Genomic DNA, 14,240 nt, shown 5'->3' with positions numbered 1-14,240 from the left:
CGTCGATAGCCCTCGATCAGGATGGCGCGGCCTCGAGGCGACTTGGAGTAGCGTTGATAGCCCTTTCCGGCGGGAATCGCGATCAGCCAAGGCTCGCACCGCATGTCTTGCGGGCCGCAACCAAAATTGTCAGTCTAGAATCCGGGTCATGCGTCGTTGGGTGTTCGCGTTCCTGCTGCTTGTCGTGCCGTTCCAGTTCGTCTGGGGCTCGGCGGCGCCGTACTGCGCGCATGAAGCCAGCGTCCTGGCGAAGAAGCACTTCGGCCATCACGAGCACAAGCACCAGGCCGGCGGCGAGGTCACACCGGCCGCGGACAACCAGGGTGATGCCGTGGGCGCCTACCACGCCGATTGCGAGAGTTGCCACCTCGGGTGCTCCGCGGCCGTGCAAGCCAACGCCCCCGGGATTCATGCGCTGCCCCAGGCCCGCGCTCCGGGTTGTCGAGAACCACGCTACACATCGTACGTACCGTCCGTCCCACAACGTCCTGATCGAGTCGTCTCCGCTCCTGCCGCGCGATCCGGCAGCGGCGTGGTGGTCTGACTCATGGACTGACTGACGACACCCCCACGTCGCCTCCGAATCGCTTCTGTCGTGAGACCAGAAGGATGATTCGATGCGATTTCCCGTTTTGGTGGCAGCCTGCACGGCTTGCCTGTTGGCCGCCGCCCATGGCCTTGCCAGCGCACAGCTGCCGGCCTCACCCTCTGCACTGACACTCGCCGAGGCGCTGCGACAGGCCGAATTGGCCAGTCCCGCCGTCAAGCTGCGCGAGGCCCAACTGGCCGCTGCCGAAGGCGCGCGGCAGCAGGCGTCGACCCTCCTGGCTAACAACCCCGAGCTGAGCCTCGAGCGCCGCAGGACGCAGACCCGCATCACGCCACCGCCCGACGAGCGCAGCAACGGGTGGTCTGTCGGCATCGCCCAGCCCATCGAGATCGGTGGCCAGCAGGCCCGGCGCCGCGAAGCTGCGGCCGCTGCGCTGGATGCGCTGCAGGCCGAGATCGAAGACGCGCGGCGCCAGGCGCGCAGTGACGCCGCCCTGCGCTTCCACGCCGTGCTCGCCATTCAGCGCCGCATCCAGATCGAACAACGGTCGGTGGACCTCTTCGACAGCACGGCCCAGGCCATCGCGAAGCGGCGTACTGCCGGTGAGGACACGCGGCTCGACGCCAACGTGGCACTGGTAGAAGCTGAGCGCGCGCGCAATGCGCTGGCCGTCGCCCGCGAGCAGTGGCTTGACGCCCGCAGCGAACTGGCTGCTGCCCTGCAGCTGCCGCCTTCGGCTGTGCCCGCGGTGGCCGGTGAACTGGCCACCGAACTGGGCACAGGCCTGCCTTACAGCCTGGACCAGCTCGTCACCGCCGCGCAGGCCCTGCCGCGGTTGCGTGCGCTGTCTGCCCGCGAAAACGCGGCACGCGCCCGGCTGGGCGTGGAGCGAGCCAGCCGCTTGCCCGACCTGACGGTGGGCGTCAACGTCGGCCGCGAAGGGCCGGGCAACGCACGCGACCGCGTCACCATGCTGACCTTGTCGATGCCGCTGCCGCTGTTCAAGCGCAACCAGGCCGGCATCGGCCAGGCGCTCAGCGACGTGACGACATCGGAAGTCGAGCGCGCGGTGGTCATCCGCGACCAGGAAGCCCAGGTCAGGCGCCTGTGGAGCCGGCTCGGCAGCCAGCGCGAGCGGGTGCAACGCCTTCAGCGCACCTTGCTGCCGGCGTCGGCCGACAACCAGCAACTGGCCGCCAAGTCGCGCCAGGCCGGCCAGATCGGCCTGCTGGAGCAACTGGTCATCAACCGCCAGACGCTCGACGCCGAGCGTGAACTGGGCGACGCACTGGCGGAGTACCACGCCACCCGAATCGAACTTGAAAACGCGGCCGGCTGGTCGCAAGAAGGAACTTCACGATGAGCACGCCTGATCAGCAATCTCGGCTGCGCCTAGCAGCCATCGCCGGGGCAGTGGCTCTGGCATTGGGCCTGTCGGCCTGTGGCAAAGGCGAGACTGCGGCGACAGGCAAGGCCGCTTCCTCTGCTGCCGCGGGAGAGAAGGGAGAGCCCAAGAAGGAAGAAGCAAAAGAAGGCGGTGGGCTGAAGTTGTCGGCGGAAGAAGCGCAACGGGCGGGCGTCAAGGTGGAGACGCTGGCGTCGCTGGCCTTTGCCGACTCGATCACCGTCACCGCCACCATCCGGCCGAATCAGGACCGCATTGCGCGCGTGGCACCTCGCGTGGAGGGTCGGATCATTTCGGTCGCAGTGAATCTCGCGACGCCGTAAAAGCCGGTCAGTCGCTCGCCGTCCTCGACAGCCTGGCCATCGGTGAAGCCCAGTCGGCTTTGCAGCAGGCGCTGTCCAGCCAGCGCGTCGCACAGTCCGACTTCAAGCGCGCAGAGACCCTGAGTGCTGAAGAAATCATCCCGCAGCGCGAGTTCCTGCGAGCCAAATCCGAGTTGGAGAAGGCGTCCTCAAGCCTGCGCGCGGCCGAGGACCGGCTGCGGCTGCTCGGGGCCTCGGTGAAGTCGGGCACGGGCGCCTCCACGTTTCCATTGAGCACGCCCTTGACTGGAACGGTCATCCAGAAAACGGCCATCGTCGGTGAGTTGGGCACACCTGCGGCACCCCTGTTCACGGTGGCGGACCTGTCGCGCGTGTGGATCGAAGCCAACCTCACCGAAGACGCCTTGTCCAAGGTGCATGTGGGCGCGCAAGCCAGCGTGAAGGTGGCCGCCTATCCCAGCGAGCAGTTCAAGGGCCGTGTGACCTATGTGGCCAGCCTGCTGGACAAGGACAGCCGCACAGTGCCGGCACGCATCGAGGTGGACAACAAGGACGGCCGGCTCAAGCCCGAGATGTTCGCCAGCGCCACCATCGACACCAACGGCGCCAAGCGCGAAGCGCTGTCGGTGCCCGACGCGGCGATCCTGCTGCTGCAGGGCCAGCCGACGATCTTTGTGGCCAAGGGCGAAGGTTTCGAATCGCGGGCCATCGAGCCGGGAGAAAAGCTGTCCGGGCGAACCGTCATCAAGTCGGGCGTTGCCGCGGGCGAGAAGGTCGTGACTGCTGGGGCCTACGCCCTGAAGGCACGCCTGCTCAAGTCGCAAATCGGCGACGAGCATTGACGCATTGAGACCCAAGGAAACTCACCATGCTCAATGCCATCGTTGACGCTTCATTGCGCTACAAAGTCCTCGTCCTGGTCGCCTTCGCCGTCGTGATCGGCCTCGGTGTCCAGGCGTTTCGCCAAGTCCCCGTCGACGCCTTTCCCGACGTCACACCAATCCAGGTCAGCATCTACACCGAGTCGCCAGGCTTGGCGGCCGAGGATGTCGAGAAACTGCTCACCACGCCCATCGAAGGCGGCATGGCAGGCCTGCCCGGGGTCGAGGAAGTGCGTTCCGTTTCGCTGTTCGGCCTGTCGTATGTAGCGGTCTATTTCAAGGACAACGTCGACATCTACTTCGCACGCCGGCTCGTCGGAGAGAAGCTGCAGGACGTGAAAGGCCGGTTGCCACAGGGATACGGCGAACCCGTTCTCGGGCCCAACAGCTCGGGCCTGGGTCAGGTGTTCTGGTACACGATCGAGTCCGCCGACAAGAAGCTGTCCGCGATGGACCTGCGGACCTTGCATGACTGGACCGTGCGGTTGATCCTGCGCACCGCGCCTGGCGTCGACGACATCGTGTCCTGGGGCGGCCATCAGAAACAGTACCAGGTGCAGATCGACCCGCGCCAGCTCATCAAGTACGGCCTGTCGTTCAAGCAGGTGATGGAGCGCCTCACGGCGAACAACAAGCAGGTGGGCGGCCAGTCGATCAACCTGGGCTCCGAGCAGTACCTCGTGCGCGGCCTGGGGCTGGTGAGCACTACGAAGGACATCGCCGGCATTGTCGTCGCCGAGCGCAACGGTGCGCCGATCTATGTGCGCGACGTGGCTCAGGTCAAGGAGGCGCCGGCACCGCGCTTCGGCGCCGTCACCAAGGACGGCCAGGAGGCCGTGCTGGGCATTGCGCTGGCACGGGTCAACGAGAACGCGCAGGCCGTCGTGGACGCGGTGAAGGCCAAGCTGGTCGTGGCGCAGGCGGCACTGCCCAAGGGCGTGACGCTGGTGCCGAACTACGACCGCGCCGAACTGGTCCAGAAGGCGCTGAGGACGGCGGAGAGTTCGCTGGTCGAGGGTGCCATCCTGGTGGCCGTCATCCTGTTCCTGTTCCTCGGTGAATTCCGCTCGGCCATCGTCGTGATCATCACCTTGCCACTGGCGATGCTGATTGCGTTCATCCTGATGCAGCAGTTCGGCGTCTCGGCCAACCTGATGTCGCTGGCCGGTCTGGCCATCGGCACGGGGATGATGGTGGACGGGGCGGTGGTGCTGGTCGAGAACTCCTTCAGGCTGCTGTCGCATGCGCGGGAGTCCGGCAAGCCGATCAACAAGACGCACCTGATCCTGGAAGCGGCGCGCGAGGTGATCAACCCGATCGCTTTTGCGATCATCATCATCATCGTCGTCTTCCTGCCGCTGTTCTCGCTGACCGGCCTGGAAGGCAAGCTGTTCAAGCCGATGGCGCTGACCATCACGTTCGCGATGGCCGGATCGTTGCTGCTGTCGATGACGCTGGTGCCGGTGCTCGCTGCGCTGATCCTCAAGCCCAAGGAGGAGAAGGACACGTTCGTCGTGCGCTGGGCAAAGAAGGCCTACCTGCCGCTGCTCGACTGGGCACTGGAGCGCAAGAAGCTGGTCATCGGCTCTGCCCTGGCCCTGTTGGTCGCATCCCTGGCTCTGTTCCCGTTCCTCGGCAAGGAGTTCATGCCGACGCTGCAGGAGGGCACCATCCAGTTTCGTGTGACCAATATTCCGTCGGCGTCACTCGATGAGTCGATCCGGGTGTCCAAGGTCGTCAGCGACGAACTGCACAAACAGTTCCCGCAGGTGGTCTCCGTGCTCGCCACCATCGGGCGCGCCGAAGGCGGCGAGACCACCGACGTGAACTACATGGAAATCAACCTCGCCACCAAGCCGCAGTCGGAGTGGCCCGAGAAGATGCCCTACGCCAAGCTCGCCGCAGAGATGCAGGAAGCGATGGAGAAGGTCGTGCCGACTGCCGTGTTCGGAGCGACGCAACCGATCCAGTCGCGGGTCGAGGAACTCATCTCCGGGGTCCGCGCGACGCTGGCGCTGAAGCTGTATGGCGAAGACCTGGAGACGCTGGACAGGCTGACGGCCCAGATGAAGGGTGTGCTGGACAAAGTGCCCGGTGTCGCAGACTTGTCGGCGGAGGCGAACAAGGGCAAGCCCCAGCTGATCATCAAGGTCAACCGCGACGCGGCTTCGCGCTACGGTATCAATGCGGACGAGATTCTGGAAATCGTGCAGGCCGGCATCGGGGGCAGCTCGGTCTCGACCTTGATCGAAGGCACCAAGCGCTTCGACATCGCGGTGCGCCTGTCCGACGAGTTCCGCATGGACCCGGCCACCATCGGCGCCATACCGATCCGCAGCGCCGAGGGCGCGCTCGTGCCGTTCTCTCAGGTCGCGACCATCGAGCTCGACGAGGGCTATTCCTTCGTGCGGCGCGAATCGTTGCAGCGGTACTCGGTTCTGCAGATGGATGTGAAGGGCCGTGACGTGGACGGCTTCGTGAAGGACGCCGACGCGGCGCTCAAGCAGGCAGTCCAGCTCCCGCCCGGCTACTACACGCAGTGGGGTGGTGCCTTCGAGAACCAGCAGCGGGCCATGGCACGCCTGGCCGTGATCGTGCCGCTGACCATCGGGTTGATCTTCATGCTGCTGTACACCGCCTTCAACTCGGTGCGGCACGCGACGATCATCATCGCCAACGTGCCGTTCGCGGTCATCGGCGGCATCGTGGGCCTGTTCGTCAGCGGCCAGTACCTGTCGGTGCCGTCGGCCATCGGCTTCATCGCCGTGTTCGGCGTGGCGATGTTGAATGGCATCGTGATGGTCGAGTTTCTCAACGACCAGCGACGACAGGGCATGTCCGTGCGCGATGCCGTGCGGCGCGGCGCGGCACTGCGGCTTCGGCCGGTGCTGATGACGGCGTCGGTGGCCATCCTCGGCTTGATTCCCATGCTGCTGTCCACGGGTGTGGGTGCAGAGACGCAGCGTCCGTTGGCCACCGTGGTGGTCGGCGGACTGTTCACCTCGACGGCGCTCACGCTGCTGCTGCTGCCGTTGATCTACGAGTGGTCGGAATTGCGCGCTGAAAGGCGCAACCGTGCCGACGTTGTTGTCGAAGGAGCCACGACATGAAAGAGATCAAAGCCTATGTGCACAGCAGCCGCGTCGCCGGCGTGATCGCGGCCCTGAAGAACTCCTCCGCCTGGGGCGGAGAACGGACCGGCCGGCGTCACAACCTGGCCGTGTACGTCGTCAAGGGTTCGATCATGCCGCTGGACAGCGGCGAGCAGCACTACGCGATGGACCTCGGCGACGAGGTGGTCAACGAATACAAGCTCGAACTGCTTTGCGAAGACGGTGAAGTGGACGAGATCGTCGCTGCCATCCAGGCCTCCGCACGTACGGGCCAGGCCGTTGCCGGCTGGATCACCGTCACCGAGCTCGTGCAGGCCATCGCCATTCACTGACGCCATTCACTGACGCCAACCCCGTTCCCCAACGCCGTTCCCCAACGCCGAAAGGACTTACCCATGAAGACGTTTCTGAGTCCCCTGCTGGCCGCATCAGTACTGGCGCTGCCGGCCACTGCGCTGTATGCCGCCGAAGACCCTGCGCCCAAGTTCGGCGGCGTTGTTGTCGAGACCAAGGCCGGCGACATGGAACTGGTCGCCAAGCCGGAGCTGATCGTCATCCACGTCAGCGACCACGGCAAGCCGATGAAGCTGACGAGTGCCAGCGGCAAGGTGACGGTGTTCAACGGCAGCGACAAGACCGAAGCGCCACTGGCAATCATCGGCGACAAGCCGGAAGCCAAGGGCAGCTTCAAGGTCGGCGCAGGCACCAAGGTGTTGGCGGAGGTGGCGCTGAACGGCAAGCACGCCGTGTCGGCACGCTCACACTCAAGTGACATGTGAAGGTGCCAGGCCATGGACCACGTTTCGCGTCGAACCTTGCTCGTCGCTACTGGACTTGTCGCCCTGGCCAGTTCAGGCTGCATGACCAAGCCGATGCAGCCGGCCAACCCGGATGGAACGTACTGCTTCGGTATCGGAAAGTGGTATCGACGCACGCTGACCTGCACGCCAACGCCGATTCCTCCGGAATCGGTCGAGGTCCAAGCGAAGCGGTTCGAGCCGGCTCCGGGGCTGCTGACGGTCTATGTCGTTCGCAAGCGGTGGGGCGATGCAGTCAACCAGGTGCGGCTGACCGTCGACGGTGGTGCACCCGTGGTGACGACGCCCGAGTCCTTCGTGCGCCTGCGGATGCGGCCCGGCACGCACACCTTCACCGCCGCCTGGAGCGAGGGCACGACCGAACTGGCGGTCAACGGCGCGGCGGGCGAGGTGCGGGTCGTGGAACTGGTGGGCTCCGTCTGGGCCTGGGGCAGCACCTACCGACTCGAACATGGCGACGTTGCTGAGGGCCGCCATCGTGTCGCGCAGTTGCGACTGGTTGCCGATGTGCAGTAGCTCCGTCGCAAGTGCCGTCGACCAGCGTTCACGCGTTACCGGCACGGGCCTGCGACGTCAGGCCAACTGCTTGATTGCCGGCTCAGCCAACTTGGCCACCGACCCAGTGCCCCCGCCCGGGCATCTTGCGTCGCGCGGCGATGCCGGGGTTCGTCTTCGATCACGAACCACGATGCAAGGAAGGCCGCACCATGCGCTACAAGACGTTGGACACCGCACTGGCCATCACCATGGCGTGGATATGGCTGGCCATTGTGGTCGCAGCCGTCGTCGGATACGGCTTGTTCCTCTGGTGGCGCAAGCGTCACCCCCTGCCCGTGCCGAAGCCAGAACCTCCCTATGCGCAGCGGCTGCAGCAACGATTGAACGCGCACCGAGCTGCGGGCAAACCGCCGAAACGGTCGAAGCCGCCGCGCAAACGGCCACGTGGGCCTTGACTCTGGAGGCCGTCGGCATTGCCCTGGCACGCTCGACGCTTGGGACAGCCGCATGGGCACAGGCCCGACGTCAGGCGCGCCTGCTGGTTGTGAACTTGTTCAGCAGCTCTTGCAGAGTGGCATGGACACGGGCCTGAACGTCAGGAGCGCCTGCCGGGATGGCTGCCCTGCTGCTTTCGAGCGACGACGCGCAATGCAGTGTTTGGCTGCACCAACCTGAACACGTCTGCCCGATGACCCCTCGCTCCATCCGCCCTGTCTCGGCTGCCGCGTTGTGCGGGGCCACGGCCTTGTGGCTGCTCGTCGTTGACAACGCCGGCTTCTGGCGCACGCTGTGGGCCGCTCGGGACCTGTCCTCATCGCGCAGCATTCTGGCTGTGGTGGCGCTCGCGGCCGTGCTGTGGCTGCTGTTCAGTCTGATCTTGCGCATGTTGTGCTGGCGCTGGGTGGGCAAGCCCTTGCTCGCGACGGTGCTGCTCGTCAGCGCCCTGGCAGCACACTTCATCGGCAACTACGGCGTGCTGATCGACAAGGGCATGATCCGCAACGTGCTGGAAACCGACTGGCGCGAGGCAGCGGATTTGTCTTCGGCTGCGCTGTGGTGGGACTTTGCCTGGCGCGGGCTGCTGCCGGCGGCGCTGCTGCTGGCCATGCCGGTGAAGCGGCAACCTTGGCCGACCGTGGCCGCTGGTGTCGCCAGACACGCGCTGGCACTGACGCTGCTGCTGCTGGCGGCGCTGGCCGCCTTCTACGCCGATTACGCCGCCGCAGCGCGCAACCACCGCGAGCTGCGCCACCTGCTGACGCCGACCAACGTGGCCAATGGCTTCGTCGGCCTGTGGAAAGGCCGCGCTCGGCCGGCGGCGGCGCTCATCACCGTGGGCGCCGATGCCGTCCGGCCGGCGGCAGCCGGCAGCCGCAAGCCGCTGCTGGTGGTGCTGGTCGTCGGCGAAACCGCCCGCGCGGCCAACTTCTCGCTGGGCGGCTATGCCCGGGCGACGAACCAGGCGCTGGCCGGCAAGGGCGTCGTCTACTTCGACAAGGTCACGTCATGCGGCACCGACACCGCCACCTCGCTGCCGTGCATGTTCTCAGACCTCGGCGCCCAGCGGTTTTCGGTGGCGGCCGCGGCCGCGCGTGAGAACGCGCTCGATGTGCTGCAGCGTGCGGGCGTCGCCGTGCGCTGGCTGGACAACAACTCGGGCTGCAAGGGCGTGTGCCAGCGCGTCGACACCCAGTTCCCAGGTCAAGGCGCGATGGCCGGCCCTTGCGGCCCTGAGGAGTGCTTCGACGAAGTCTTGCTGCGCGGCCTCCGGACCGCCATGACCGGGCCGGCGACCGGCAAAGACAGCCTGGTGGTGCTGCACATGAAGGGCAGCCATGGGCCGGCGTATTACAAGCGCTACCCCAGCGGCGCACGCCGATTCGCGCCAACCTGCGACACCAACCAGATCCAGAGCTGCGAGCGCCAGGCGCTGATCAACACCTACGACAACGGCATCGCCTACACCAGCGAGGTGATCGCGCAGACGATCGACTGGCTCGCCGGCGAGTCCGACCGCAGGGACAGCCTGCTGCTGTACGTGTCGGACCACGGCGAATCGCTGGGCGAAGGCAAGGTGTACCTGCACGGGCTGCCCATGCTGCTGGCGCCCGCCGAGCAGACCGGTATCCCGATGATGGCGTGGCTGTCGGCGGGTGCTGCACAACGGCTGCAACTCGGTGCCGGCGCTCTGCAAGGGGTTGCTGGGGGCAGCTACAGCCACGACAACCTGTTCCATACGCTGCTGGGCGCCTTCGGCACGCAGACGCAGGCTTACCGGCCCGAGCTCGACCTGTGGGCAGCGGCGCGCGCGGCCCGCAGAACGCGGGAGACTGCGGCCACACGGTGAACACTCTTCGACGACGCCACGGAACAACCGGTGGCCTGGCCGCACCCAAGGTTCATCACAAGGGGATCTCTCATGAAAACCTTTTGACGCTGTTCGCGCTGGTTTCGGCAGTCGCCTTGACGGGCTGCGCCACCGCCCAGGCTCCCGACGCGCAGGCCCCCCGCCTGCGTCTGGATGAAGTCGTCGTGATGTCGCAGCAGGGGCTGGACGACGAAGCCTTGATTGCGGAGATCGAGACGCGGGGCGTCGCCTTCGTGCTGTCGCCGCAAGACTTCGAGCAGCAGCGTGCTGCGGGCGTCAGCGAAGGCCTGCTGCGCTACCTGCAAGGGCGGGCCCGCGGCGAACAAGACCTCAGGGCGAAGATCGTGTCGGGCCGCTACCGGCTCACCGCGTACTCGGGCGCGCTGTACCTGGGCTACAACTACCTCGGGTACTACGACGGCTTGCATTACTACGGTGGCCTGCCCTACTACCGGGGCTACGGCAGCTACGGCGGCTATGCGGGAGGCCATCGCGGCGGCCATGGCCATCACGGCGGGCATGGCGGCCACAGCGGGGGACGCCACTGATGCCTGCTCCGGAATCTGATGCCGCCGCCTGGCACGGTGTGTGCGCCACGCCTGCGATGCGGCGCAGGACGCTCCTGCTCTGCCTTGGGCTGGCGCCATGGGGTTCTGGCAAAGTCCTGGCGCAGGCATCGACCTCGGACCTCATCGCCGGCACGGTCATCCGGATCGACGGCGAACGTGGCACGGTGACGTTGCGGCATGCCCCCATCGCCCATCTCCACCTGCCCGCCACGACGACGACGTTTCGGTACTTCAACCCCGCACTCGTGGTTCGTATCCGGGTCGGCGACGCCATCGTCTTCCGCGCCGACCGATACGACGGCAACCTGCGCCTGACGGCCGCCATCCCGGCGCCGCCCGGCGCTGTGAGGTGACGCGATACCTGCGAACCTTCTGCCCCATAACAAACAACGAGCAGCCCCGATGACCGAAGCAACAACGCTGCGCCTGGACCTGCCGCTGGTCCTGCCCGATGTAGACGATGCGCAGGACCGTTGCGTCAGCCGCCTCATCGACGCCCTGTCAGGCCGGCCCGGCATCTCTCAGGCGCATGTCATCGGCCGCGAGAGCGGCGCGCCCCAGCTCTGCGTGCACTATGAACCGGCCACCCTGCCGCTGGCCCGGGTGCGCGAGCTGGTGCATGCAGCCGGCGCTGAACTGACCGAACGTTTTGCACATCTGGTGATCCGCGGTGGCGCGACGCTGCATGCGCGGGCCGCGCGCAGCGCTGCCGAGGCCTTGCGCAGCGTGCCGGGCGTATTGGAGGCCGACGTGTCGGCATCCGGAACGGTACGGATCGAATACGACAGGTCGGTGGTGTCCGAGAGCGTGCTGCTGTCGAAGGCCGAAGCCGTGGGCGTTCGCGCAGCCAAGCCCGCGGCCGTGGCGGCAGCGGCGCCAGCGACTGCAGCCCATGTCCCACCATCGCCCCCCGCGGATGAGCACGCCGGCCATGACCACGCCGGCCATGACCACGCCAAAGGCAAGCACGATCATGCCGCGCACGATCACGCCAAGGGCGAGCCCGGCAAAGCCGGTGGCGACCACGACCACGCCCACGGCGGGCCGCTGGGCGAACAGTCGGAACTGATCTTCGCCGCGCTGTCGGGTGCCTTGCTTTTGGCGGGCTGGCTCATCGAACGCTTCGGCGCGGCGCCAGGCTGGCTGCCGACCGCGTGTTATGTCGCGGCCTACTTCTTCGGTGGCTACTTCACGCTGAAGGAGGCGATCGAGAACCTTCGGGCCAAGCGCTTCGAGATCGACACGCTGATGCTGGTGGCCGCGGTGGGCGCGGCGGCGCTGGGCAAGTGGGCCGAGGGCGCGCTGCTGCTGTTCCTGTTCAGCCTGGGCCATTCGCTCGAACACTACGCGATGGGCCGGGCGCGCAAGGCGATCGAGGCGCTGTCCGAGCTGGCCCCCGACACGGCCGTCGTGCGCCGCGACGGCAGCACGAAGGAGGTGGCGGTCGCCGAACTGCAGCTCGGCGACGTGGTGATCGTCAAGCCCAACGAACGTTTGCCTGCCGACGGCGTGGTGGTCGTCGGCACGTCGAGCGTCAACCAGGCGCCGGTGACCGGTGAAAGCGTTCCGGTGGACAAGCGCCCCATCGGCGATGCCGCGGCCGCCACGGCCGCGCTCGCGGCCTTCGACAAGGTGGGGCCCGAGAGCCGCGTGTTCGCCGGCACCATCAACGGCGCGGGCGCATCGAAGTGATGGTGGCCCGCCGCGCCGAACAGTCGACGATGGCGCGCGTCGTCAAGATGGTGACCGAAGCCGAAGCGCAGCGCTCACCGACGCAGCAGTTCACCGAAAAGTTCGAACGCATCTTCGTCCCGCTGGTCCTGGCGCTGGTGGTGGTGCTGCTGTTTGCCTGGGTCGTGATCGACGAGCCCTTTGCCGCCAGCTTCTACCGCGCCATGGCGGTGCTGGTGGCGGCCAGCCCCTGCGCGCTGGCCATCTCGGTGCCCAGCGCGGTGCTCAGCGGCGTGGCCCGCGCCGGCCGCGGTGGGGTGCTGGTCAAGGGCGGCGGCCCGCTGGAAAACCTGGGCACGCTGACCTCCATTGCCTTCGACAAGACCGGCACGCTGACCGAAGGCAAGCCCAGGCTGACCGACGTGGTTGCGGTGGCTGGTGTCACCGAAGATCAACTGCTGGCGGTGGCGCTGGCGATCGAGGAAAGCAGCGACCACCCGCTGGCTTCGGCCGTGGTCAGCGGCGCGCGCGAGCGGTTGGCCGGCCGCGTGCAGCCGCCCGCGGTGGCCGACGTCAAGAGCATCACCGGGCGCGGCATCGAAGCGCAGGTGGCCGGCGAGCGTGTGCTCATCGGCAAGCCAGTGCTGTTCTCGGAGTTGCCGGATGTGGCCCTGACGGCCGAAGTGAGCGCAGCCAATGACAGGCTCGTCGCGGCCGGCCGCACGACGATGGTGGTGCGCCAAGGGTCGCGCTTCCTCGGCGTCATCGGCGTGATGGACACGCCGCGTCCGGTGGCGGCGCGGGTCATGGCCGAGCTGCGGGCGCTGGGCATCGAACGGCTGATCATGATCTCGGGTGACAACCAGCAGGTGGCCGACGCGGTGGCAAAGACCGTTGGCCTGACCGAGGCGCGCGGCGACCTGATGCCCGAGCACAAGGTCGAAGCGATCAAGAAGCTGCGCGAGCAGCACGGCAAGGTCGCGATGGTCGGTGACGGCGTCAACGACGCGCCGGCCATGGCCAATGCCACCGTCGGCATCGCGATGGGCGCCGCCGGCTCCGACGTGGCGCTTGAGACAGCCGATGTGGCGCTGATGGCCGACGACCTGGCGCAGCTGCCATTTGCGGTAGGCCTGTCGCGCAGCACCAGCCGCATCATCAAGCAGAACCTGTGGGTCAGCCTGGGCGTGGTGGCCGTGCTGATCCCGGCCACGATCTTCGGCCTGAACATCGGCACAGCGGTGCTGTTCCACGAAGGATCGACCGTCATCGTGGTCATCAATGCGCTGCGGCTGCTGGCCTACAAGACCGGCACGACGAGAGCGCATGGGCCGGCCGATGGCACCGGTGCGGCGGTCGCGGTTGCGACACCCACACCAGAACCCCGTTCATGAAACTGGCACCGTGCTGAATTCAGCCCCGCCGCGACCATGACATCCGGCGTTCAAAGCGTCCCTCCTGCCGCCATGCCAGCGTTGCGTGGATGCAAGCCCCGCTACGAGGGACACCACTGCGTCGTTGCCACTTGCAGGTGCATGGCAACGCAGCCAAGTTCAACCACCCGCGTGCGAGTGCATGCGAGCGCGGCGCGCCTCGGGGGACTCGTTGCGCAGTTCGCTGACGACTTGTTCTCGCGTCTTGCCTGGCCCGGTGCTCTTGATAGGGATGGCCCCTCCTCGCTGCATGATGGCCAGCGTGCCATCTTTGCGCGCGGCATCAAGCTCGGCAATCACGGCAGCCCGGGTCTTCGTGCTGGTCACGTGGTTCGGATGGTAGGTGCCACCCGCCTCACCGCCGCTGGGGTGCCATTCCGAGGAGGCGAACGAAATTCCGGGCAGCGTGATCGCAGCAGCAACGACACACAGCGCGGTGGTTTTACGAAGATTCATGAAATTGGCTCCTTGGTGGGGGTGTGGCCGCCGGCGCCTGCCGGGGCATGCCCAATGGCATGAGCGCAACTTTAGAAACCGGACACCAACACGGTCGAGTCCGGCGGATGACAAATTCGTCACCTTCGCTGAAGCGGCAGCCAGAACCGGTAGCT

The 14,240-nt window shown here is 66.7% G+C and carries 13 protein-coding genes and 1 pseudogene; 13 read left to right on the top strand and 1 reads right to left on the bottom strand.

Annotation, left to right across the window (positions count from 1 at the left end; genetic code table 11):
- Positions 1–148 precede the first annotated feature (148 nt).
- The 13 genes and pseudogenes from czcI (at position 149) to x551_RS01290 (ending at position 13,590) form a co-directional block, all read left to right on the top strand.
- Positions 149–544: a cation efflux protein, CzcI family gene (gene czcI, locus x551_RS23145; protein WP_051495471.1), complete on the top strand. Its 396-nt coding sequence runs from the start codon at positions 149–151 to the stop codon at positions 542–544.
- A gap of 73 nt (positions 545–617) precedes the next feature.
- Positions 618–1,913 carry a TolC family protein gene (locus x551_RS01335; protein WP_081771162.1) on the top strand — a complete coding sequence of 432 codons (1,296 nt, stop codon included), beginning with the start codon at positions 618–620 and terminating at the stop codon, positions 1,911–1,913.
- Positions 1,910–2,278, top strand: coding sequence for an efflux RND transporter periplasmic adaptor subunit (locus x551_RS26735; protein WP_253950266.1), 369 nt, complete (start codon positions 1,910–1,912; stop codon positions 2,276–2,278). The genes x551_RS01335 and x551_RS26735 overlap by 4 nt, the downstream gene beginning before the upstream one ends.
- Before the next feature lie 32 nt (positions 2,279–2,310).
- Complete coding sequence (locus tag x551_RS01330) at positions 2,311–3,120, top strand: efflux RND transporter periplasmic adaptor subunit (protein WP_343252100.1); 810 nt, start codon at positions 2,311–2,313, stop codon at positions 3,118–3,120.
- A 26-nt stretch (positions 3,121–3,146) separates the two neighbouring features.
- The gene (locus x551_RS01325) at positions 3,147–6,269 is read left to right on the top strand and encodes a CusA/CzcA family heavy metal efflux RND transporter (protein ID WP_036247344.1); all 3,123 of its coding nucleotides are present in this window, start codon (positions 3,147–3,149) and stop codon (positions 6,267–6,269) included.
- Positions 6,266–6,604 (top strand): P-II family nitrogen regulator, encoded by a 339-nt coding sequence (locus x551_RS01320; protein WP_036229008.1) that lies wholly within the window; start codon positions 6,266–6,268, stop codon positions 6,602–6,604. The genes x551_RS01325 and x551_RS01320 overlap by 4 nt, the downstream gene beginning before the upstream one ends.
- A gap of 63 nt (positions 6,605–6,667) precedes the next feature.
- Positions 6,668–7,051, top strand: coding sequence for a hypothetical protein (locus x551_RS01315; RefSeq protein ID WP_036229002.1), 384 nt, complete (start codon positions 6,668–6,670; stop codon positions 7,049–7,051).
- A 12-nt stretch (positions 7,052–7,063) separates the two neighbouring features.
- A complete protein-coding gene (locus x551_RS01310) occupies positions 7,064–7,606 on the top strand; it encodes a hypothetical protein (RefSeq protein ID WP_155935770.1) in 543 nt (180 codons plus the stop codon).
- 191 nt (positions 7,607–7,797) lie between these two features.
- Complete coding sequence (locus x551_RS24900; protein ID WP_152543356.1) at positions 7,798–8,043, top strand: hypothetical protein; 246 nt, start codon at positions 7,798–7,800, stop codon at positions 8,041–8,043.
- 233 nt (positions 8,044–8,276) lie between these two features.
- Positions 8,277–9,935, top strand: a complete 1,659-nt coding sequence (locus tag x551_RS01305) for a phosphoethanolamine--lipid A transferase (RefSeq protein ID WP_161727929.1) — start codon at positions 8,277–8,279, stop codon at positions 9,933–9,935.
- Between the two features lie 83 nt (positions 9,936–10,018).
- Positions 10,019–10,504, top strand: a complete 486-nt coding sequence (locus x551_RS01300; RefSeq protein ID WP_036228999.1) for a hypothetical protein — start codon at positions 10,019–10,021, stop codon at positions 10,502–10,504.
- Positions 10,504–10,878 carry a copper-binding protein gene (locus tag x551_RS01295; protein ID WP_231497451.1) on the top strand — a complete coding sequence of 125 codons (375 nt, stop codon included), beginning with the start codon at positions 10,504–10,506 and terminating at the stop codon, positions 10,876–10,878. The genes x551_RS01300 and x551_RS01295 overlap by 1 nt, the downstream gene beginning before the upstream one ends.
- 49 nt (positions 10,879–10,927) lie before the next feature.
- Positions 10,928–13,590: pseudogene (locus tag x551_RS01290) on the top strand (heavy metal translocating P-type ATPase).
- A 159-nt stretch (positions 13,591–13,749) separates the two neighbouring features.
- Here x551_RS01290 and x551_RS01285 read toward each other — a convergent pair.
- Positions 13,750–14,240: DUF4148 domain-containing protein (locus x551_RS01285; protein ID WP_343252098.1), on the bottom strand; the 491-nt coding region annotated here is incomplete at its 5' end.

It is taken from the genome of Methylibium sp. T29, assembly GCF_000576205.1.
Classification (GTDB): domain Bacteria; phylum Pseudomonadota; class Gammaproteobacteria; order Burkholderiales; family Burkholderiaceae_C; genus Methylibium; species Methylibium petroleiphilum.
This window is presented reverse-complemented; position numbering and strand designations above follow the sequence as displayed.

What these genes read in the sequence shown, in the direction of transcription:
- czcI (WP_051495471.1), top strand. Translation starts at nt 149, where the DNA reads ATGCGTCGTTGGGTGTTCGCGTTCCTGCTGCTTGTCGTGCCGTTCCAG.
- x551_RS01335 (WP_081771162.1), top strand. Translation starts at nt 618, where the DNA reads ATGCGATTTCCCGTTTTGGTGGCAGCCTGCACGGCTTGCCTGTTGGCC.
- x551_RS26735 (WP_253950266.1), top strand. Translation starts at nt 1,910, where the DNA reads ATGAGCACGCCTGATCAGCAATCTCGGCTGCGCCTAGCAGCCATCGCC.
- x551_RS01325 (WP_036247344.1), top strand. Translation starts at nt 3,147, where the DNA reads ATGCTCAATGCCATCGTTGACGCTTCATTGCGCTACAAAGTCCTCGTC.
- x551_RS01320 (WP_036229008.1), top strand. Translation starts at nt 6,266, where the DNA reads ATGAAAGAGATCAAAGCCTATGTGCACAGCAGCCGCGTCGCCGGCGTG.
- x551_RS01315 (WP_036229002.1), top strand. Translation starts at nt 6,668, where the DNA reads ATGAAGACGTTTCTGAGTCCCCTGCTGGCCGCATCAGTACTGGCGCTG.
- x551_RS01310 (WP_155935770.1), top strand. Translation starts at nt 7,064, where the DNA reads ATGGACCACGTTTCGCGTCGAACCTTGCTCGTCGCTACTGGACTTGTC.
- x551_RS24900 (WP_152543356.1), top strand. Translation starts at nt 7,798, where the DNA reads ATGCGCTACAAGACGTTGGACACCGCACTGGCCATCACCATGGCGTGG.
- x551_RS01305 (WP_161727929.1), top strand. Translation starts at nt 8,277, where the DNA reads ATGACCCCTCGCTCCATCCGCCCTGTCTCGGCTGCCGCGTTGTGCGGG.
- x551_RS01295 (WP_231497451.1), top strand. Translation starts at nt 10,504, where the DNA reads ATGCCTGCTCCGGAATCTGATGCCGCCGCCTGGCACGGTGTGTGCGCC.